The organism is Acetobacter okinawensis (assembly GCF_002153655.1).
Classification (GTDB): Bacteria; Pseudomonadota; Alphaproteobacteria; order Acetobacterales; family Acetobacteraceae; genus Acetobacter; species Acetobacter okinawensis_A.
On the sequence record NZ_JOPJ01000014.1, the window covers coordinates 100467 to 119957 of the forward strand.

General features: G+C 63.1%; 16 protein-coding genes and 1 other RNA gene. 1 reads left to right on the plus strand and 16 read right to left on the minus strand.

What is annotated here, in order from left to right; genetic code table 11:
• Positions 1-49: 49 nt before the first annotated feature.
• From ftsA to rnpB, 16 genes are all read right to left on the minus strand, one after another.
• On the minus strand, positions 50-1486 hold the full coding sequence (gene ftsA / locus HK26_RS07900) for a cell division protein FtsA (protein WP_086639274.1): 1437 nt from the start codon (positions 1484-1486) through the stop codon (positions 50-52).
• Entirely contained in the window at positions 1479-2432 is a 954-nt protein-coding gene (locus tag HK26_RS07905) for a cell division protein FtsQ/DivIB (RefSeq protein WP_086639275.1), read from the minus strand. The genes ftsA and HK26_RS07905 overlap by 8 nt, the downstream gene beginning before the upstream one ends.
• Positions 2429-3367 carry a D-alanine--D-alanine ligase gene (locus HK26_RS07910; RefSeq protein ID WP_086639276.1) on the minus strand — a complete coding sequence of 313 codons (939 nt, stop codon included), beginning with the start codon at positions 3365-3367 and terminating at the stop codon, positions 2429-2431. Before HK26_RS07910 ends, HK26_RS07905 begins: the two co-directional genes overlap by 4 nt.
• The gene (gene murB, locus HK26_RS07915; RefSeq protein ID WP_086639277.1) at positions 3364-4314 is read right to left on the minus strand and encodes a UDP-N-acetylmuramate dehydrogenase; all 951 of its coding nucleotides are present in this window, start codon (positions 4312-4314) and stop codon (positions 3364-3366) included. Before murB ends, HK26_RS07910 begins: the two co-directional genes overlap by 4 nt.
• Positions 4311-5744, minus strand: a complete 1434-nt coding sequence (murC, locus tag HK26_RS07920) for a UDP-N-acetylmuramate--L-alanine ligase (protein WP_025826464.1) — start codon at positions 5742-5744, stop codon at positions 4311-4313. The genes murB and murC overlap by 4 nt, the downstream gene beginning before the upstream one ends.
• On the minus strand, positions 5741-6886 hold the full coding sequence (gene murG / locus HK26_RS07925; protein WP_086639297.1) for an undecaprenyldiphospho-muramoylpentapeptide beta-N-acetylglucosaminyltransferase: 1146 nt from the start codon (positions 6884-6886) through the stop codon (positions 5741-5743). The genes murC and murG overlap by 4 nt, the downstream gene beginning before the upstream one ends.
• The gene (locus HK26_RS07930; protein ID WP_086639278.1) at positions 6883-8046 is read right to left on the minus strand and encodes an FtsW/RodA/SpoVE family cell cycle protein; all 1164 of its coding nucleotides are present in this window, start codon (positions 8044-8046) and stop codon (positions 6883-6885) included. The genes murG and HK26_RS07930 overlap by 4 nt, the downstream gene beginning before the upstream one ends.
• Positions 8047-8053: 7 nt before the next feature.
• The gene (gene murD / locus HK26_RS07935; RefSeq protein ID WP_086639279.1) at positions 8054-9469 is read right to left on the minus strand and encodes a UDP-N-acetylmuramoyl-L-alanine--D-glutamate ligase; all 1416 of its coding nucleotides are present in this window, start codon (positions 9467-9469) and stop codon (positions 8054-8056) included.
• A complete protein-coding gene (gene mraY / locus HK26_RS07940; protein WP_025826468.1) occupies positions 9466-10560 on the minus strand; it encodes a phospho-N-acetylmuramoyl-pentapeptide-transferase in 1095 nt (364 codons plus the stop codon). Before mraY ends, murD begins: the two co-directional genes overlap by 4 nt.
• Positions 10561-11988 (minus strand): UDP-N-acetylmuramoyl-tripeptide--D-alanyl-D-alanine ligase, encoded by a 1428-nt coding sequence (locus tag HK26_RS07945; protein ID WP_086639280.1) that lies wholly within the window; start codon positions 11986-11988, stop codon positions 10561-10563.
• Entirely contained in the window at positions 11985-13457 is a 1473-nt protein-coding gene (locus HK26_RS07950) for a UDP-N-acetylmuramoyl-L-alanyl-D-glutamate--2,6-diaminopimelate ligase (RefSeq protein WP_086639281.1), read from the minus strand. The genes HK26_RS07945 and HK26_RS07950 overlap by 4 nt, the downstream gene beginning before the upstream one ends.
• On the minus strand, positions 13454-15505 hold the full coding sequence (locus HK26_RS07955; RefSeq protein WP_086639282.1) for a peptidoglycan D,D-transpeptidase FtsI family protein: 2052 nt from the start codon (positions 15503-15505) through the stop codon (positions 13454-13456). Before HK26_RS07955 ends, HK26_RS07950 begins: the two co-directional genes overlap by 4 nt.
• Positions 15506-15536: 31 nt before the next feature.
• Complete coding sequence (gene ftsL / locus HK26_RS07960) at positions 15537-16526, minus strand: cell division protein FtsL (RefSeq protein ID WP_086639283.1); 990 nt, start codon at positions 16524-16526, stop codon at positions 15537-15539.
• Positions 16523-17542, minus strand: a complete 1020-nt coding sequence (gene rsmH / locus HK26_RS07965) for a 16S rRNA (cytosine(1402)-N(4))-methyltransferase RsmH (RefSeq protein ID WP_086639284.1) — start codon at positions 17540-17542, stop codon at positions 16523-16525. The genes ftsL and rsmH overlap by 4 nt, the downstream gene beginning before the upstream one ends.
• Positions 17543-17545: 3 nt before the next feature.
• A complete protein-coding gene (gene mraZ / locus HK26_RS07970; protein WP_086639285.1) occupies positions 17546-18025 on the minus strand; it encodes a division/cell wall cluster transcriptional repressor MraZ in 480 nt (159 codons plus the stop codon).
• A 313-nt stretch (positions 18026-18338) separates the two neighbouring features.
• Positions 18339-18752, minus strand: an RNA gene (rnpB, locus tag HK26_RS07975) — RNase P RNA component class A.
• Between the two features lie 95 nt (positions 18753-18847).
• Between rnpB and HK26_RS07980 the strand changes: the two genes are divergently transcribed.
• Positions 18848-19491: alpha/beta hydrolase fold domain-containing protein (locus HK26_RS07980; protein WP_143296316.1), on the plus strand; the 644-nt coding region annotated here is incomplete at its 3' end.

The following is a 19491-nucleotide window of genomic DNA, read 5'->3' on the forward strand; positions in this document are numbered from 1 at the left end:
GCGGGTTGGATAATATTGCGGATAGTTTACCAAGCTTTTGAGAGGCAAATCAAACCCTCTCACGAATAAAAGCAACCAGTTTTTGTAAAAAACCACTTGGTGCGGCTTCACGGAATTCCACATCACTGAACGGGCGCTCCGCACTGGCCGCCCAGAACAGCAGCCCGGCGGCTGTGGCAAAGCCTGCGGCGGCCGCGGTATCTTCTGGCAATCCGGCAATATTCTTGGGCCGTCCCAGTCGGACGGAGCGGGTAAAACCGGGGCCGGAGTGGCGGCCAACACTGACCGGCGCTCCCAGAATACGCTCTGCCAGAGGGCGGATTCCATCCAGCAGGGAGCCGCCCCCGGTCAGCACGATGCGACCGCTGGCGGCCATGCCAAGGCCCGCGCCATCCAGTTTTTCGCGCACCAGCTCCAGTGTTTCTTCCATGCGTGGGCGAATGATGCGGCCAAGCTGCGCGCGGGATATCTGCTCAAAATGCGGCACGTCATTGCCCAGCAGTTCCACGGTCAGGATTTCGTCCTCCACATCGGAGGAGAGGTCGGCACTCCCGTAAACGGTTTTCAGCCGCTCTGCATTGTCGAGCGATGTGCCAAGCCCGCGGGCAATATCGCGCGTGACGTGCAGCCCCCCAACACCGATCTGGGCCGTGTGCAGGATCTGCCCCTCGCCAAACACCGCGAGCGATGTGGTGCCGCCCCCCATGTCCACAATGGTGGAGCCAAGGTCACGCTCATCCGCATCCAGCACGGATAACCCTGATGCAAGGGGGGAGGAGACAAGAGCCTCCATGCGCAGTTCTGCCCGGTTGAGTACCGTCTCAAGGTTCAGCAGGGCGGTGGTTGCCGCATCTATAATATGCAGGCGCGCCTTGAGCGTTTCGCACAGGTGCCCCCGTGGGTCGGACACGCCCTCGGTATCGTCCACCGTAAAGTCGATGGGCAGGGTGTGAATGACCTCACGCCCCTGCACGGTGGCCTGTACCCGGCCCTCTGTCACTACCCGGCGGATGTCTGCTTCGGTTACAACCCGCCCGCCAATGGGCCAGCGGACATTGAACAGCCGACTGGCAGGGTGCCCGCAGGACAGGTTGACAACCACCTTGTCTATGGTGCGCTCGGCCATGTTTTCGGCCTGAGCCACGGTTGCGCGTATGGCGGCTTCCGCCTCCTGCAACTCGGTAATGGCCCCGTTGCGCACACCGGCGGAGCGGCGCCAGCCAAAGCCTGCCACACGCAGCATGCCGTTGGGCTCGCCTTTGCCGATCAGGCAGGTGATCTTGGTGGACCCGATGTCCAGCACGGCGCTGTAGCCGTTGCGCCATGTGTGTGGGCGTTTGTTGCGCTCGCTCGGCGGCAGAGGGAGTGAGCCAGCCCCCCCGCTCATGCGCAGGGTGGAACTGGCCGGGGCGCTGGTCCGTTTTTTGTGCAGGCGGTCGGTCAGACTAAGCTCGGGGGAAGCTGGGGAGTGCGCGCTGTCATTCATCTCGGCTTTCCTCCGTAGGGGTTTTGGGGGTGTCTTTGGTCTGGGCGTGGTGCGGGACGTGGGGGGTGTCCTTGCCCGGAGTATTATGGGCCGGTGGCGCCGCCTTGGCTGCATCCCCCGCCTGCGGCGTGGAGGCCGGGGCAGGTTCTGGCGGGCGCTCCCTTATGGTCAGCCGGTCGGGCAGGCGCATGTCTATCAGCACCACGGGGCGGTCCAGCAACTGGGTACTGGCGTTGATCCGGGCCAGGCGGTGAATGGCCGGAGCTTCCTCCCCTTCAGGTAGGAGCACGGTTGCGCCATCTTTGAGACTAAGGTTCCAGCGGCGGTCACTGACCCGCACGGCAGCCGCCACGTGGGATTTGACCTCCGGCTCCTGCGCTAGCACGTCAATCAGTGCGGCGGCGTTTTCGTTTGCGCCGTCGCCTACCACCAGTGGCAGTTTTGCAAAGGCCGTTGCGTCCTTGTCGTTCGCACCCTGATCAGGCACCTTTTGCCCCTGCCGGTCGATGAGGATGAAATGCCCCTGATGCTGCCACACCGCATAGGGGGGGCGCTCGGTAATATGCACGTCAATTTCACCCGACAGGTGGCGTTCCACGCTGACGTGGTCAATAAAAGGCAGGGCGTTCAGGTTCTCCCGCGCGCGGGAGACGTTGAAGTTCAGCACCGGGTCGCCCACGGCAATATTGAGCGCTGCACGGATTGCGCCATCGCTGGTCAGGTTGGCCCCTTCGACCCGGATGCTGGTCACCCGCAGGGCGGACGTGCCCAGAACTTTGTCCCGCAGTGGGGCAATCTGTTGTTCCAGCAGGGGGAGTGGCACTGCCAGATACACCCCGGCCCCAGCGCACGCCAGAAGCGCCAGCCCGATAACAGGCCGGAGCAGGCGCTTCTGGCGCTTTAGGAACAGTCCCGTGCGGGAGGGGCGGCTGGCGGGGCGCTTCATTGGCGGCAGGTGGCCTGCTCAACCAGCCAGTTGCACAGTTCGGGGTAGCTGATGCCACAGTAGGCCGCCTGCTCGGGCAGGAGTGATGTCGCGGTCATGCCCGGCTGGGTGTTGACTTCCAGCAAGATCAGGCGTGGAGCATCCGGGTTAGTATCATCAAGCCGGAAGTCCGAGCGTGATGCGCCCGAACAGCCCAGCGCCCTGTGCGCTGCCACGGCCACGTCCAGCGCCTGCTCGGCCACATCGGGCGCGATCCGGGCCGGGAGTTCATGGCGGGAGCCACCGGCATTGTATTTGGCGTCGTAGTCGTAAAAATCGTGGCCGTTGCCTGTGGGGGTAATGTCGGTCACCGTCAGGGCGCGATCGCCCATAACGCCTACGGTAATTTCCCGCCCCGGAATAAATTCTTCCACCAGTGCCTGTGGGCCAAAGGTCCAGTCGCGCACAATGCGCGCGCGCACGTTAGCGCCGGGCCGGACGATGGAAACCCCTACGGACGACCCCTCGCACACAGGTTTGACCACATAGGGGGCGGGCAGGGGGTCGCCTGCTTCCAGCTCGGAAATGTCAATAACCCGACCGGGTGCGACCGGCAGACCGGCAGACACAAACGTGGCGCGGGCGGCGGCCTTGTCCATGGCTGTGGCGGAGGCCCGCACACCCGAGTGGGTGTAGGCAAGGCCCATCCAGTCCAGAATACCCTGAATGCACCCGTCCTCACCAAAGCGGCCATGCAGGGCGTTGAACACCACATCGGGCTTTTGCGCCCCCAGTTCGGCCACCAGCACGCCAAGGTCGGCCCCCGCGTCCAGCGTGCTGACCGTGTGGCCAAGGCTGCGCAGGGCTTCCGCCACGCCATGCCCGGAGGAAAGGCTGACAGTCCGCTCCGAGGACATGCCTCCCATCAACACGGTAATGCGTTTGGCAGTGTTCATGCGGGGGTTCCTTGTGTGCGGCCGAGGCGTTTGATCTCCCAGTGCAGGGACACACCGGAGTGCTGGGCCACGCGCTGGCGTACGTCATCGCCCAGTGCTTCAAGGTCGTGGGCCGTGGCGTGACCGAGGTTGATGAGGAAGTTGCAGTGCTTCTCGCTGACCTGCACATCCCCCCTGCGCAGGCCCCGGCACCCGGCCTGATCAATGAGCTCCCACGCCTTGCGGGCGGAAACTTCGGGGTCGGGGTTGCGGAAGGTGGAGCCCCCCGTGCGCGCACGCACGGGCTGGGACAACTCGCGTGCTGCGCGGATGTCGGCAATGCGGCGGGCAATATCAGCCGGGCTGGCCGGTGTGCCGCGCAGGCGGGCCCGCACCACCATGGCCCCTTCGGGCAGGCCAGAGCGGCGGTAGCCAAAGCGCAGGGCGGCATTGCCCAGGCGGAGCATGTTGCCGTCACGCGTAACAATTTCCGCCCAGTCGAGCACGCTGGCAATATCTGCCCCGTAAGCACCTGCGTTCATGCGCACGGCACCGCCAATGGAGCCGGGAATACCTGCCAGAAATTCCAGCCCCGCAAGGCCCGCCTGTGCTGCGTGTTCGGCCACGGTGGCGTCAAGGCAGGCGCTGCCGACCACAAGCCCGTCGGCCTCTACCGCAATATCGGCAAAACCACGGGCCATGCGCACCACAACACCATCCAGCCCGCCATCACGGATAATCACGTTGGAGCAGGCACCCAGTGCAATAACCGGCAATTCGGGGGACAGGCGGCTGAGCATGCCTGCCAGGTCCTCCGCATCGCTGGGCTGGAACAGCCATTCGGCTGGACCACCCACGCGGAACCATGTGCGTGCGCCCAAGGGAGCCTGTGCGCTTACACGCCCGCGTGTGCCAGCAAAAGCATGGCGCACCATGTCTTCCAGCGTGGTTGCGGGGAGAGAGCTCATGCCGCGCTTCCGCCCTTCTGCTCGGCCTGCAGGGCGGCAAGCTGGGCGGGCAGGGCCTGCGCCCAGTTGGTAATGGTGCCCGCACCAAGGCAGACAACATAGTCACCCGGCTTGGCAATGGCGTTGATCATTTCCGCCAGATGTTCAGGGCTGGAGAGCGGGACCACGGAGCGGTGCCCGCGTTCGCGCAGACCCTCTATGAGCTTGTCACGGCTGGCGTCGGGCAGGGGGTCCTCGCCCGCGGCATACACGTCAGAGACAATGACCGTATCCGCATCATTCATGCAGGTGCAGAAATCGGCAAACAGGGTTCTCAGGCGTGAGTAACGGTGCGGCTGCATGACGGCAATAACACGGTTGGCCCCAGCCTGCCGTGCAGCCTTGAGCACGGCTGCAATTTCCACCGGGTGGTGCCCGTAATCATCAATCACGGTAATGCCGCCAGCCTCACCCGTGCGGGTAAAGCGGCGCTTGACACCACGGAAGCTGGCAAGGCCGGAGCGGATGACATCGTCACTGATGTCCATCTCGGTGGCGACTGCAATGGCGGCAAGGGCGTTCTGCACATTATGGTTGCCCAGCATGGGCAGGCGGAAGGGGCCAGCCTTGCGGGTGCGGCGGCTTACGCGGTCTGTCAGCGTGACTTCAAACGTGGCGCCCAGCTTGTCGGTAATCACCTTTTCGGCTCGCACGTCCGCCTGGGGGGAGAAGCCATAGGTGACAATCCGGTGGTCCGACAGGCGCGGGATCATCTGCTGCACAGCCGGGTGGTCAATGCACAGCACGGCAAAGCCGTAGAACGGCACGTTGGAGACAAACTGGTCATACGCCGCCTCCATGGCCTCGGCCGAGCCCCAGTGGTCCAGATGTTCGGGGTCCATGTTGGTCACGACCGAAATAACGGCAGGCAGGCGCAGGAACGAGCCATCGCTCTCGTCCGCCTCCACCACCATCCAGTCGCCCTTGCCCATGCGGGTGTTGGTGCCATAGGCCTCGATAATTCCGCCGTTGATAACGGTAGGGTCCAGTTTGGCGGCCTCCAGCACGGCGGCCACAAGGCTTGTGGTGGTGGTTTTGCCATGTGTGCCGCCAATGGCCACGGCCCAGCGCAGGCGCATGAGTTCGGCCAGCATTTCTGCCCGCCGCACAACGGGAATAAGCTTGGCGCGTGCGGCAACCACCTCGGGGTTGTCGCGCTTGACGGCGGTGGAAATGACCACCACCTGCGCGTTGCCCAGATTGGCTGCATCATGCCCGATGGTAACCGGAATGCCCGCAGCACGCAGGCGTTTGACGTTGGCGTTCTCCGCTATGTCCGACCCCTGCACGGAGTAGCCCAGCAGGCACAGCACCTCCGCAATGCCGGACATGCCAATGCCGCCAATGCCGACAAAATGGATGGTTCCGATGGAAAGGGGCAGGGCTCTCATGTGCGTGTCTCCGTCTCGAGTGAGGGCGGATGGGCGGGTGAAGGAGAAAGTTGGAGGCATTCTTCTACTATATCAGCCAGACGGAGGGCGGCGTCCGGGCGGGCCAGTGTTGCTGCGGCGGCAGCCGCACGGGCAAGGTCGTCCGGAGTGGTGAAAAGGTCTTGCAGACGGGTTGCAAGGGCTGGGGCGGTAAAGTCGGGCTGGCGGATCATCCAGCCTGCGCCCGCATCGGTTACGGCGCGGGCGTTTTCTGTCTGCTCGTCAGAGGCGGCAATGGGCAGGGGGACCAGAACACAGGGGCGGCCTGCGGTGGTGATCTCCGCTACGGAGGAGCCCCCCGCGCGCCCGATGACCAGATGAGCCGCACGCAGGAGTGCTGGTACGTCGTTCAAAAAAGGTTCCACGCGGGCTTTTACGCCCATGTCGGCATAGGCCTGACGCACGGCATCCACATCATCCGCACGGGCCTGCTGGGTCAGGTTTATGCGTGCGCGCAGTTCCGCTGGCAGGCGGGCAATGGCTGCGGGCACCACCTGCGAAAAAATGCGCGCCCCCAGAGAGCCACCCCAGACCAGCAGGGAGATGTCCTGTGCCGGGGTGGACCATGGCTCACCCGCAAGGGCTGCAATGGCGGGGCGGACGGGCATGCCGGTCAGCACGGTTCTGGCCCCCATGGGCAGCTTGGCAACCGTGGGAAAGGAGGTGGCGATCACATCGGCAAAGCGGGAGAGCACGGCATTGGCCTTGCCAAGTACTGCGTTGCCTTCATGGATGATAAGGGCAGGGTGTTTGCGGCCCAGCAGCCGTGCCCCCAGCAGGGGGGGGATGGAGGGATAGCCGCCAAACCCCACCACGGCATCGGGCTGTATGGTGCGCAAGATGGCGCGGGCCTTCCATGCGCTGCCCAGTAGCGTAATACCAGCACGCAGGGCGCGTATGGGGCCACGCCCGGCAACCCCCGCACCGCGCAGCACATACTGCGGGTTGTGGGCAAATACGCCGTTGGCGCGTTTGCCTGCGCGGGCATCGGTCATGAGCACAATGTGGTGGCCACGCGCCACCAGCGCTTCGGCCAGAGCCTCGGCGGGGAAAAAATGCCCGCCAGTACCCCCGGCCGCGATCACGATGGTACGGGACGTCATGCTGACCGCCATTGTCTGAGAGTGGTGATAAAGCCGTTACCAGAGCGCAGCCCCCCCGGCTGCTGCCGTGTGAGTGCGAGCACCATACCAATGGCCAGAGCAACAGACATGGCTGAAGACCCCCCGTAGGAAATGAATGGCAGCGTCATGCCCTTGGTAGGAATAAGATGCAAGGTCGAAGCCATGTTCACAAACGCCTGCAACCCAAACCCCGTTAGCAGGCCTGTGGTGGCAATGACCACAAACGGGTCGTCCTCGCGGATCAGGCGTAGCAGGGTCCGCACCACAATGGCCGCAAAAATGCAGATGATCAGCAGGCAGATGACCAGACCATATTCCTCCCCCGCCACGGCGAACACAAAGTCTGCATGGGCGTCGGGGAGCAGGTCCTTGACCCGGCCCTCTCCGGGGCCACGGCCCATCAGCCCGCCGTTGCCAAAGGCGCGCAGGGCCGTATCAATCTGGTAATGGTCCCCCACATTGGGGTGCATGAACCGCTCCACGCGGGAGCGCACATGCGGGAAGATAAAAAACGCAGCAATGCCCGCAGCCACCATGCAGGCAAACCCAAACCCGACAAAAATCAGGTTCAGCCCGTCCACAAACAACTGGACCAGAAAAACGGCGGTAATCACCGTAAGCATGCCAATATCCGGCTGGGACTTGAGCAGCAGAAGAATAAGCCCATACAGGCCAAAGGCTATGAGCATGCCCGGAAAATAGCGTGAAATACGGCGCTCGGTCAGCAGCCACCCCGTAACCACAGCAAAGCACGGCTTAAGGAACTCTGATGGCTGGAGGGACATGAGCGGCAGTGCAATCCAGCGGCGCGCGCCCTTGATCTCTATGCCGTGCACCAGCGTGAGCATGGTGGCACCAAGCATGAGCACGCCCCCGATCAGGGAAAGCCGGAGCACGGTGCGGCGCGAGAGCATGGAAACGCCAGTCACAATCAGCCCTGCCACGCTCAGGAACATGACCTGTTTGAAAATGAACATGTTGCGTGACGCGCCAATGCGCACCGCAACCGCAGGGCTGGCTGCAAGCATAAGGATGTAGCCAAAGCCGATCAGAATAAAGGTGCAGACCAGTGTTGTCCGGTCCACATTCCGCCACCAGCGGCCAAAAGGCGAATCATCAGTACGGGAATAACCGGCCATGCTTGTCCTACTGCCCCGTTCTGCTTGTCTGTTGCGCATGCACCGCGTGGGCAAGTGCCTGAAAATGCCGCCCCCGTGCCTCAAACCCGGCATACTGGTCAAAGCTCGCACAGGCGGGTGAGAGCAGGATAACGGGTGTTTGGGTCTGCTGCGCAAGACTGTAAGCCTGCACAACCGCATGATCCAGCGTGTCCACCACGGTATGGGGCACGTTGTGGCGGGCAAGGGTTGCCGCCAGCAAGGCCGCATCCCGCCCGATCAGAAAGGCATGTTCAACACGGCTGAAGTACGGGGCAAGGCTGTCGATCCCGCCTTCCTTGGCGATGCCGCCTGCAATCCACACCAGCTTGTCGTAGCAGCCCAGCGCGCGTGAGGAGGCATCGGCATTGGTGGCCTTGCTGTCGTCAATAAAGGCGGTGCCGTTGCAGGTTTCAACCAGTTTCTGCCGGTGTGGCAGGCCGGTAAAACTGGCGATCGCCCGGGCCGCCACATCGTCCGCCACGCCTAAAAAGCGGGCCATGGCCAGTGCGGCGGCGGCGTTCTGCGCATTATGCGCGCCCGGTAGCGTAGGCCCCAACGGTGCAAGTGCTGCGCCGTTGTGCCATATGGCGCCATCCTTGCCGTAATAGCTGGCAGCAGGATTGGCGCCAGAGACCGTGATGCAATGTGCCGCACCACGGGCCAGTTCGGTGGCAATATGGGCGCAGTCCGCATCATCAATGCCAATGACGGCCATGTCCTGTGCAGTCTGCCCCGTGAACACGCGGCGCTTGGCCTGTGCGTACCCCGCCATACCCGCGTGGCGGTCCAGATGGTCGGGGGTCAGGTTGAGCAGGCAGGCGGCATCAAAGTGCAGGGTGTCCAGCCGCTCAAGCATGTAGGACGACATTTCCAGCACATATACGCCGTTATCCGGCAGGCGGGGCAGGGCAAGGGCCGCTGGGCCAAGGTTGCCGCCCGCAGCCACTGGCAGCCCGGCCTGCTCCAGAATATGGGCTAAAAGAGTGGTGGTGGTGGATTTGCCGTTGGTGCCGGTAATGCCGACAAAGCGGGCCTTGCCCCCACAGGCGCGTACCGCACGGTAAAGCAGTTCCGCATCGGAGAGAATGGGAACACCCGCCGCAATGGCCAGCGCTGCAACGGGGTGTACGCGTGGCAGGTGGTGCGGAATACCGGGGGAGAGCACAAGGGCGTCAAACCCGCCCAGATCATCCAGCGGAGCGCAGGTAATGCAGGCGGCCTGCTCAGGCGGCATGTGGGCCAGAGCGTCGGCCAGACCGTTGCGGCCTGTGTCTCCATCATCCCACGCCTGCACATGTGCGCCGCAGGCGCTGAGTGCCTGCACGGCGGGCAGGCCGTTGCGGCCCAGCCCCAGAACGGCAAAACGTTTCACGGCAAACACTGTGGGGGGGAAGGTGCTCATCGCAGCTTCAGCGTGGCCAGACCACACATGCCCAGCACGATGGAAACAATCCAGAACCGGATGACAATTTTTGGCTCTGCCCAGCCTTTCTTTTCAAAGTGGTGGTGGATGGGGGCCATAAGGAACACACGGCGGCCGGTGCGCTTGTACCAGAAGACCTGAATAATGACCGACAGCGTTTCCACCACAAACAGACCGCCGACAATGCACAGCACCAGTTCGTGCTTGATGGCGACAGCCAGCGAGCCAAGTGCCCCACCAAGGGAGAGGGACCCCGTATCCCCCATGAACACGGCGGCCGGGGGCGCGTTAAACCACAAAAAGCCCAGCCCGGCCCCTACAAGGGCTGCGCAGAACACCGCCAGTTCCCCCGTGCCGGGCACGGCATGGACCTGCAGGTAGTCGGCAAAAACATGGTTGCCCACCACGTAGGAGAGAATGGCGAACACAAGGGAGGCCACCACCACGGGGCCAATGGCCAGCCCGTCCAGCCCGTCGGTAAAATTGACCGCATTGCCAAAGCCCGTAATCACGATCATGGCGAACACGGGGTAGAGCAGACCAAGGGGGAGCAGTAGCTCCTTGGCAAAGGGAAAGGCCAGATGGTTGGCCAGTTCAGGCGGCATAAGGTACTGCAACCACGCCCCGCAAATGAGCGATATGGCAAACTCTGACCCCAGACGGGCACGCTTGGAAAGCCCGTCCGTATTGCGCCGTGCCAGCTTGCGGTAGTCATCGGCAAAGCCGATAACGCCAAAGCCGAGCGTGGTCAGCAGTACCGCCCAGACAAACCCGTTTTCCAGATTGCCCCACAGCAGCGTTGCCACGGTGAGTGAGATCAGGATGAGCATGCCCCCCATTGTCGGGGTTCCGGCTTTTTCAAGAATATGCCGCTCTGGCCCTACGGCGCGGATAGGCTGGCCATAGCGCTGGATACGGCGCAGCATGGTAATAAGCGGCCTGCCCAGCACAAGGCTTATGCCCAGCGCGGTCATGCACGCGCAGCCTGCGCGGAAGGAAATATAGCGCAGCAGGTTAAGCAGGGTAATGTGCCCGTCATGGACCGCGTGAGAGACCAGAAGATACAACATTCAGGCGGGCTCCACGCTATCAAGGTTTTCAAGGGCTGTTATCACGTCACGCATGCGGCTGCCCAGACTGCCCTTGACCAGCACCGCGTCCCCCGCACGCAGGGCGGCGCATACCAGTGGGGCAAGGGCTGCGGCATTGTCCGCCCATGCGCCCTGTCGGGCGGGGGGGAGTGCGTCAAAAAGGGTTTTCATGTGTGGTCCGCAACAAAAAACAAGGTCGGCTGATGTGGCTGCCGGTTGGGCAAGGGCTGCGTGTTCTGCCGTGGAGAAGTCCCCCAGTTCGCGCATATCGCCCAGAATGGCAATGCGGCGGGCGGCATCAAGGTGGTGCAGCACATCCAGTGCGGCCCGGATGGAGGCCGAGGACGCATTATAACTTTCATCCAGCAAGGTTACGGCGCCACCTGCAATGTGGCTGAGCGCCCCGCGCCCCTTGCCGGGGGCAAAAGCCTGCAATGCAGCTGCGGCTTTGGGTACGTCCACCCCAAGAGCAGCACAGGCGGCCAGTGCGGCCAGTGCGTTGCGGGCCAGATGCAGGCCGGGGGCTGGCACATGCACAGCAACGTCCACCCCTGCTATGTGGGCTGTAAACCGTGTGCCACTGGCCTCTGCGCGCAGGTGGTCCATGTGCGCGGTGCTGGCAGGGTTTGTGCCTGCCGTCCACAAGGTTGCGTGGGCTGCCTGTGCGGCACTGGCAAAAAAGGATGCGCCGTGGGCATCATCAGGCACTACGGCAATGCCACCAGCGGGCAGGGTGGTGATGAGGGAGGCTTTTTCCGCAGCAATCGCGTCCAGACTGCCCATGTGCCCCAGATGTGCGGAACCGATGGTGCTGATGACCGCCACATCGGGGCGGACCATGCGTGCAAGGGGCAGGATCTCGCCGGGGTGGTTCATGCCGATTTCGCTAATGCAGAAGGCAGCATCACGCGGCAGGCGTGCGAGGGTAAGGGGAACCCCCCAATGATTATTGTAGGACGCTACGGAGGCGTGCGTCCGGCCATTGGCGCTCAGGCACAGGCGCAGCATGTCCTTGGTGGTGGTTTTGCCTACACTGCCCGTTATGGCCACAACCTTGCCTGCAAACCGTGCGCGGGCAGCCAGTGCCAACTGCTGCAGGCCCACCATCGTGTTGGATACGACCAGAATGCGTGGGTCATTCAGCCCATGGGCCGTATGCACCATGGCGCAGGCGGCTCCCTTGTCCAGCGCGGCTTGAACATGGGCGTGGCCATCGCTCGTATCCCCTGTAAGGGCAATAAACAGATCGCCGGGGGCAAGGGTGCGCGTGTCAATGGAAATGCCGGTGACGGCTCCATAATCTGCGATGTTGGCAGGTTTGTCGGCCGTTGATGATGAGCCGGTGGTGGGCAGAAAGCGGCCACCAGTCGCCTCTTCCAGCTCCGCGCGGGTCCACAGGGTGCTCATGGCTGACCCGCCACAGCGCGAATGACCGCCGCATCATCAAAAGGCAGCACGGTTGTGCCTATAATCTGTCCCTGCTCATGGCCTTTGCCCGCCACCACCAACACATCCTCCGATCCTAGCATGGACAGGGCCTCTGTTATGGCCTGCCTGCGGTCCCCTATCTCCAGCGCGTCAGGTGCGCCTGCGCGGACTTCCGCACGGATTTGCGCGGGGTCTTCTGAGCGGGGGTTATCATCTGTAATTATGGCAATATCAGCGCCATTGGCCGCAGCCTGCGCCATAAGTGGCCGTTTACCCTTGTCACGGTCCCCGCCTGCGCCAAAAACAACAATCAGTCGCCCACGCGCGTGTGGGCGTAATGAGGACAGCAGCCGGGCGAGGGCATCGGGCGTATGGGCATAATCCACATATGCGCAGGCTCCGTTGGGCAGGACTACGGCCCGCTCCATGCGCCCGCGCACCCCCGTAAAGGCGGGCAGCAGATCAAGCGCGCCATAAAGTGCGGTCTCATCAGGCACAGCCAGCGCAAGGGCAAGCAGCGCATTATCGACCTGAAAACGCCCGGGCAGGGGGAAGGTCACAGTTTTGCTCCGCTCATTGCACGCAATATGCAGTTCCTGCCCGGCGGGTACTGCGTGGCAGGCCAGCAGGCGCAGGGTGGTACCGTGGGTTCCCGTCAGGCGCAGGTGCAAATTGCGGTCGCGGGCAATGGTATGCAGGGCATTGAGGGTTGTTGCATCCATGTCCGCATTGGCCACAGCCAGCCCGCCGTGGGGCAAAAGCGTGTCAAATAGCCGCAACTTGGCCATCCGGTAGGCCTGCATTGTGCCGTGGTAGTCCAGATGATCACGTGTGAGGTTGGTAAAGCCCGCAGCCTGGAGGTGCAGCCCGTCCAGCCGCCGCTGCTCCAACCCGTGGGAGGATGCCTCCAGCGCTGCGTAATGCACGCCAGCGCGCTCAAGGGCTGCCAGCCCGCGGGCCAGCGCCACCGGGTCTGGCGTGGTCAGGGGGGGGAAGGTAACCCCCGTACCCTCTGCCCCGGTCAGGCCCAGCGTGCCAATGCCTGCTGCTTTGTGGCCCTGTAAGGCCCATATCTGGCGTATGAAGTCGGTTGTGCTGGTTTTGCCGTTTGTGCCCGTTACCGCGACCAGATGGGCCGGTTGTGGCCCTGCCAGCATGCTGGCCCACAACGCCAGAACATGGCGCGGGTCAGGGCAGGTTACCAAAGGGCAGGCAGGCAGGCCCTGCGGCCATTGCGTGCCGGTAGGGGCCAGAATGGCCGCAGCACCGGCGTGGACTGCCGCCCCGATAAAACTGCTACCATCCACGCGTGTGCCGGGTAGTGCCGCGAATATAACACCCGGCCCGACCTGCCTGCTGTCGGCCGTAATGGCGTGGACGTGCGGGTCGGCTGGCGTTGTGGCGTTCAGTTCGCATGCGCGCAGTAGGGTGGAGAGTGGGCTGCTCATTCGTCCATCTTCTCCTGTGCCATTTTTTTACGGATCGCCAGCGTGTGAGTGCTTTGTTCCTGTGCCTGTTTTGCCGCCAGTTTGGTGGCGCGGTGTTCGGCCTCCAGTTTGCGCGGGTCTCCGGGGTCGTTGCCCGGACCGAGTGGTCTGACGCCACGCGGCACTGCCGGGTGCATGGGAATGGCAAGCTGGGCGTCAATCTGCTTGGCGTGGTCCATGTCGGGGAAAATCTGCAACATGGGACCAATGCGAGAGATCACGCGTGAGACTGTGGGCGCGGCATTCCAGCCTGCTGTGGTCCAGCCATGTGTCTGCGGCGTGGGCTGGGGGCTGTCGAGCATGACATACACCGCGTAGCGTGGCGCGTTCATGGGGAAAATACTGGTGAAGGCGGAAATATTGACGTGCTTGAGGTAGCCGCCATGCGGCCCGATTTTTTCTGCCGTGCCGGTTTTGCCGCCCACAAAATAACCGGGAGATTCTGCCGTTCTGCCAGTGCCCTGCGTAACGTCCAGCCGCAGCAGCCTGCGCAGTAGTGCCGAATTGCTTTCGGACAGAACACGCACACCCTGCGGCACAACCGGGGCCTCGGGCATGGGAGCACCCGTGCTTATGGGGGGGGCTGGGGGCAGGCTCTGGCTGAGTGCTACAGCCTGCACGCCTTGCTGGAGTGCGCCGCCGGGGGTGGCGTCCTGCTCTGGCGGGTCCGTATCTTCCTGATCCAGCAGGGTGGGGGTGACCAGAATACCGCCATTAACTGTCGCCGCCGTGCCACGGACAATGGCCAGCGGCGGTTCTGCCACGCCGTGGCCAAAGCCTACGGTCATGGTGGTGGCAAGGCCCCACTGGCGGGGCACAAGCGGGCGGGCGGCCTCTGGCAGTTCTACGGGGACAGGGGCAAAAAAGCCCATGCTGCGCAGCCAGTCGGCCTGCCGTTTGCCACCCACATCAAGCGCAATATGGGCCGCTGCCGGGTTGGAGGAGTAGGCCATGACCTCGGGCAGGGACAGCCACGGGGCAAAGTGGTCGTTCTTCATATCCCGGATGGTAAAGCGGCCGATCTTGAGCGGGACGGAGGAAAAACTGTCCCATATATGAATGGTCCCCGTCTCCAGCCCCATGGCGGTGGTTTGCAGCTTGAAGGTGGAACCCGGTTCGTACAGCCCCGTGACCGAGCGGTTGAACCGCTCATCATTTGTGGCGTGGGCAAACTCGTTTGCATCATAGTCCGGCAGACTGACCATGGCGATAATTTCGCCCGTGCGCACATCCATAACAATGCCGCACGCCCCAATGGCCTGGAATGTGTCCTTGGCTGCGGCCACTTCCTCACGCACGGCGGATTGCACGCGAATATCCAGCGAAAGCCGTAGGGGTTTGCGGTCTACCAGCAGACGTTTGTTGAAAAACCGCTCCACACCGGCAATGCCGTTATCATCAATATCCACAGCGCCCATAATCTGGGCGGCCATGCGGCCCAGCGGATAGTGCCGCTGCTCGCCCGGTTCAAAATAAATACCGGGAATGCCAAGGTTGTTGATGGCCAGCTCCTGCTGGGGGCTGATGTTGCGCGCAATATAGACAAACTGTTTGTGCCGGGCCAGCCGCTCGGCGGTTTCGTGCTCATCCAGATCATGCAGGACCGATTTGAGCTTGTGCGCGACGTCCTGCGGGTCGATCAGTTCCTGCGGATTGGCATAGACCTGCGCTACCGGCAGGGAGAGGGCGAGTGTCTGCCCGTTGCGGTCCACAATGGAGGCGCGGTGCACCTGTGGCAGAGCATAATCGCCCGCCAGACTCCCCTTGGGGTCAATTTTGGGAATTTTGGGGACCTGTGGGGCAATCTGGCGCTGTTCGGGTGCCATGGGGCGCAGCACCGTAGCAATTGTCAGCTTGATGGCCACACAGGCAAAGAGAGCGCAAAACCCGGCAGACACCCACAAAAGCCGGACGTGCATCTGCTCCCGGTGTGCGCGGGCGCGCAGGTCTTCCCCCGTTACACCAATCGTGCGTGTTGTTTCAGAATCATGGCGTGGGGGAACGACCATATCGTGTCAGGGGGACTTTCAGCCAAAATAATCAGTTGGTTACGGGAACGGGTGCTGGCAGGGCATCGCTGCCACGACTCAGCAGGGACCCGCTCGTATAACCGGAAGTCGCGCGGGCTTCCATATAGCCCTGACTCATTGGGGTTCTGTGCTGGCGTACAGGGTGCCAGCTTGCCGCCGCCACGGGGAGCGGGTGGCGCACAGGGGTTACGTCATCACTATTCTGGGCCAGACGGCGTGGGGCCATGGCGTCTGCATGGCTGAGGGCCGCGGGGGCCGCGTGCCGGGCGGGGGTGTCCGTGTCATCCACGCTGGCGGTCTGTATGCTCTGGTGTAGCGGCAAGGGGCGTGGAGCATCCGCCACAACTGTTGGCTGGCGGCGGGTTGCAACTGCCGCGCGCGGGGCTACAGGGCTGTCATGCAACGCAACCGGAGCGGGCAGGGGCGGCGGTGCCAACAGGGTGCGCGGGGCAGCCGGTACCGGGCTTTCCATGGCCACTACAGTGGGGTGCGGGCGTACCACACGTGCCGGCGCTGCATGAGCGGGAGCCGCAGGTGCGGTATCGGCCACAACCGTTGCGCGCTCATGCTCCAGCACGGGTGCGGGCGTGTGCTGCACGGTGCTTGCGGCAACCACAGGAGCAGCAGGGGCGGCAACTGGCGCGGGTCTGTTGGTGGCAGCCACCACAGCCGTTGCGCTGGACTGGGCCACAGGCGTGGCATCCTTTGGTGCATCAGGCAGATGCTGCACCAGATCGGCCATGCGTACAAACTGCGCCGGGTCCATGGATTGCAGATAGGCGGCATGTTTGGCCACAAGGGCAGTCAGCCGCTCGGGCTGGTTTTCCAGCGCCCATTCGGTGCGCAGCATGGCGGTCTGGGCGCGCACGTGTTCGGTTTCGAGCACAATGCCCGAAATCTGCTGGTCCAGCAGGGTTGTCTGGTGCTTCTTCGTATACAGGAAGAACCCCGATGTAATCGCCAGCACAGCGCAGCAGCATGTAAATGGGCGGGGGATCATGCTTGCAATCCTTTAGGCGAGGGAGCGGTGGGGGCGGGGCGTTTCATCATGGCGCGCAGGCGTGCGCTGCGTGCGCGGGGGTTGGCCTTACATTCGGCATCCCCCGGGCGGATGGCTTTGCTGGTCAGGGCGACAAAAGCGGGCGGTGCTGCCGGAGCTAAAGAGGCGCGCGGGTCGTGGCGTGAGAAGCTGACATCTTTGCCAAGGGCGCGCTGCATGGCGCGTTTGACCAGACGGTCCTCCAGAGAGTGGAAGGACACCACAACAAGCCGCCCGCCACTGTTGAGCAGGGTCAGGGCCTGCTCCAGCCCGCGTTCAATTTCGCCCAGCTCGTCGTTTACGGCTATGCGCAGGCCCTGAAAACTGCGGGTGGCGGAGTCAATGCCGGAGCGGTCCTGTGGCACCACGGAGCGTATGACTTCGGCCAGTTGCAAGGTGGTGTGCAGCGGGGCTTCCGCCCGCGCAGCCACAACGGCGCGGGCCACACGGCGGGCGTGCCGCTCCTCCCCATAAAAATGGAAGATATCGGCCAGTTCCGCCTCTGGGGCTGTGTTGACAATGTCAGCCGCGCTGCGGCCTTGCCGCGCCATGCGCATGTCCAGCGGCCCGTCAAAACGGAAGGAAAAGCCGCGCTCGGCCTCATCAATCTGGAAGGAGGAGACACCAAGGTCCATGACAATGCCGTCAAAGCCCGGAGCATCGGCCTGCCTTGCCAGTTCGGCCATGTGGCCAAAGCTGCCAGCAAGCATGTGCAGGCGCGACCGACCTTCGACCTGCTGCAAGGTTGCGCACAGGGCCTGCCCGCGGGCAATGGCGTCCGGGTCGCGGTCTATGGCCCAGACGTTGCATTCCGCCGTGTTCAGGATTGCGCAGCTATAGCTGCCCCCACCAAAGGTGCAGTCCAGAATGGCCTCACCATTTGCTGGGGTCAGGTAGTGCAGCACCTCGGCCAGCATAACGGGCACGTGCCCGTTGCCCGGTGGCGTAATGGCGGAGGGAAGGGGGAGCGCGTTCATGGCCTAGTCTTCCCTCTGGCTGGTCTGCGGGGCCGCGGGAATGGTGACACGGCGGGATTTCTGGCGTGCTTCGGCCCGGCGTGCGCGCGCGGCCTCTGGCTCCCAGATCTGGAAAATGCGGCCAACCCCCATGAAGGCGGCGGTCGTTCCGTCCTGTAGGCCTGCGTGCTCACGCAGGAAGTCGGGCAGCATCAGGCGGCCTTCGCGGTCGGGGTCCATGGGGTAGGCATCGGCGTAAATGGCGGCGGCAAGGTCGTCATGCTCATCGGAGAACATGTCCAGCCGGTCCAGTGGCTCGGTCAGGCGGGCAAAGGCCACGGCTGGCCATGCCTCAATGCAGGGCAGCGTATGGGAGGGGCGGAGAATCACCAGCGCATCGCCTTCCTTCTGCTGTGACTTGAGAACAGAGCGGAACCCAGCAGGAATCGAGACGCGTCCTTTTGCGTCGAATCGATTTTCATGCGTGCCGAGGAACACACTCACGAAGTTCAGAAGTCCTTTTGAGCCAATGGTTTTTGTTCGTTGGGCGCGGGGAACATGGGACCGCAACCGTGTTTTATGGTCTGCCGTGGGATAGCATGGGATGGCATGGGACGCAAATTAAAAGCGAAGAAAAAACAGCAGAAAACTGCCGTTTATAAAGTATTCATACTTACTTCGGGGTCTACGCGGATGTATTGATCGCCCGGAATCGCACGTGGAAAAGACATTATTTGTTCATGTTATGTTCTGTTGCGGTAAAATATGGCACGCAAAAGCCCATGTGCGGTCTTGCATTAAAGGGGGAGGGGAGTTGAGTGCCAGACGGTCTGTAAGCCGGGTTCTGTCTGGCCCAAAAGGGCCTGGACGATCATTCCTCTGGGACATGTCTTGCAACATGCCTCACGCGACCAACCCGAACGACGGGGCGGGAGAACCCCCGAAACCCAGAAGGTTTCTGCCGTTCCTATTCGGTCTTGCTCCCGGTGGGGTTTGCCGTGCCTCCCCTGTTACCAGCGGAGCGGTGCGCTCTTACCGCACCGTTTCACCCTTACCTTCAGCCCGTCCCATGGTGTCCCATGTTACGGAACCCGGAAGGCGGTCTGTTTTCTGTGGCACTTTCCCTGAGGTCACCCTCGCCGGCCGTTAACCGGCACCGTTCTTCCCGTGGAGCCCGGACTTTCCTCCATCATGCGCAAAAACGCACAACAGCGACCGTCCGACCGTCTGGCCCGCGCACCCTGCGTTGGCGGCAGGCGCAGGTCAAGGGCTTTGTGGCGTAAAAGCGCTCTTGGCAGCATGGGGTAAGAATGCACATCATACGCAATGCCCGATTTTACGCTTCCGCCATCCGCGTCTGTCCCGCTTGTGCCCAACCTGTCCTCACGCGTGCTGCTGGGGGTAATCCGCAGGCAGGAGCGGCGTAAAAAGCGGCAGGCCGACCACGCAGCCCATCCGACCGATGCGCAGGAGTGTCGCCACCCCGATGCAAAGCCAGCCCCCTTGGCACCTGAGCACTCGAGCGCGCATCAGCATTTTTTGCATGTCTTGCGTAGGGCTATGGACACACCCTCCTTCCCCCAGCGTCTGTCCGCCCTGCCATTGCGGCGGGTGATGAGCGTAAAACTGCCCGGGGCAACGGGGCTTTTGTCTGCGCGGCTGTATGTTCCGCGCGGGCGGGTGCGGGGGGCTGTTCTGTATTTGCATGGGGGAGGGTTTGTGCATTGCGGGCTGAATTCGCACCACGGCATATGCTGCCGCCTTGCGCGCGAGTCAGGGGCTGCGGTGTTGCTGCCAGACTATGCTTTAGCACCTGAACACCCTTTTCCCGCTGCTGTGGAGGATGCGCGTGCGGCCCTGTGCTGGCTTGCGCGTGCGAGTGCGCGGTACTGGGGTGGGCAGGTAGGTGTTGCGGGCGATAGTGCGGGGGGGAATCTGGCGGCGGTGCTGGCGCAGGAGGGGCGGGGGGG

What these genes read in the sequence shown, in the direction of transcription:
- ftsL (WP_086639283.1), bottom strand. Translation starts at nt 16,526, where the DNA reads ATGATCCCCCGCCCATTTACATGCTGCTGCGCTGTGCTGGCGATTACA.
- murD (WP_086639279.1), bottom strand. Translation starts at nt 9,469, where the DNA reads ATGAGCACCTTCCCCCCCACAGTGTTTGCCGTGAAACGTTTTGCCGTT.
- HK26_RS07945 (WP_086639280.1), bottom strand. Translation starts at nt 11,988, where the DNA reads ATGAGCACCCTGTGGACCCGCGCGGAGCTGGAAGAGGCGACTGGTGGC.
- HK26_RS07955 (WP_086639282.1), bottom strand. Translation starts at nt 15,505, where the DNA reads ATGGTCGTTCCCCCACGCCATGATTCTGAAACAACACGCACGATTGGT.
- HK26_RS07950 (WP_086639281.1), bottom strand. Translation starts at nt 13,457, where the DNA reads ATGAGCAGCCCACTCTCCACCCTACTGCGCGCATGCGAACTGAACGCC.
- HK26_RS07905 (WP_086639275.1), bottom strand. Translation starts at nt 2,432, where the DNA reads ATGAAGCGCCCCGCCAGCCGCCCCTCCCGCACGGGACTGTTCCTAAAG.
- HK26_RS07930 (WP_086639278.1), bottom strand. Translation starts at nt 8,046, where the DNA reads ATGGCCGGTTATTCCCGTACTGATGATTCGCCTTTTGGCCGCTGGTGG.
- murB (WP_086639277.1), bottom strand. Translation starts at nt 4,314, where the DNA reads ATGAGCTCTCTCCCCGCAACCACGCTGGAAGACATGGTGCGCCATGCT.
- murG (WP_086639297.1), bottom strand. Translation starts at nt 6,886, where the DNA reads ATGACGTCCCGTACCATCGTGATCGCGGCCGGGGGTACTGGCGGGCAT.
- mraY (WP_025826468.1), bottom strand. Translation starts at nt 10,560, where the DNA reads ATGTTGTATCTTCTGGTCTCTCACGCGGTCCATGACGGGCACATTACC.
- rsmH (WP_086639284.1), bottom strand. Translation starts at nt 17,542, where the DNA reads ATGAACGCGCTCCCCCTTCCCTCCGCCATTACGCCACCGGGCAACGGG.
- murC (WP_025826464.1), bottom strand. Translation starts at nt 5,744, where the DNA reads ATGAGAGCCCTGCCCCTTTCCATCGGAACCATCCATTTTGTCGGCATT.
- HK26_RS07910 (WP_086639276.1), bottom strand. Translation starts at nt 3,367, where the DNA reads ATGAACACTGCCAAACGCATTACCGTGTTGATGGGAGGCATGTCCTCG.
- ftsA (WP_086639274.1), bottom strand. Translation starts at nt 1,486, where the DNA reads ATGAATGACAGCGCGCACTCCCCAGCTTCCCCCGAGCTTAGTCTGACC.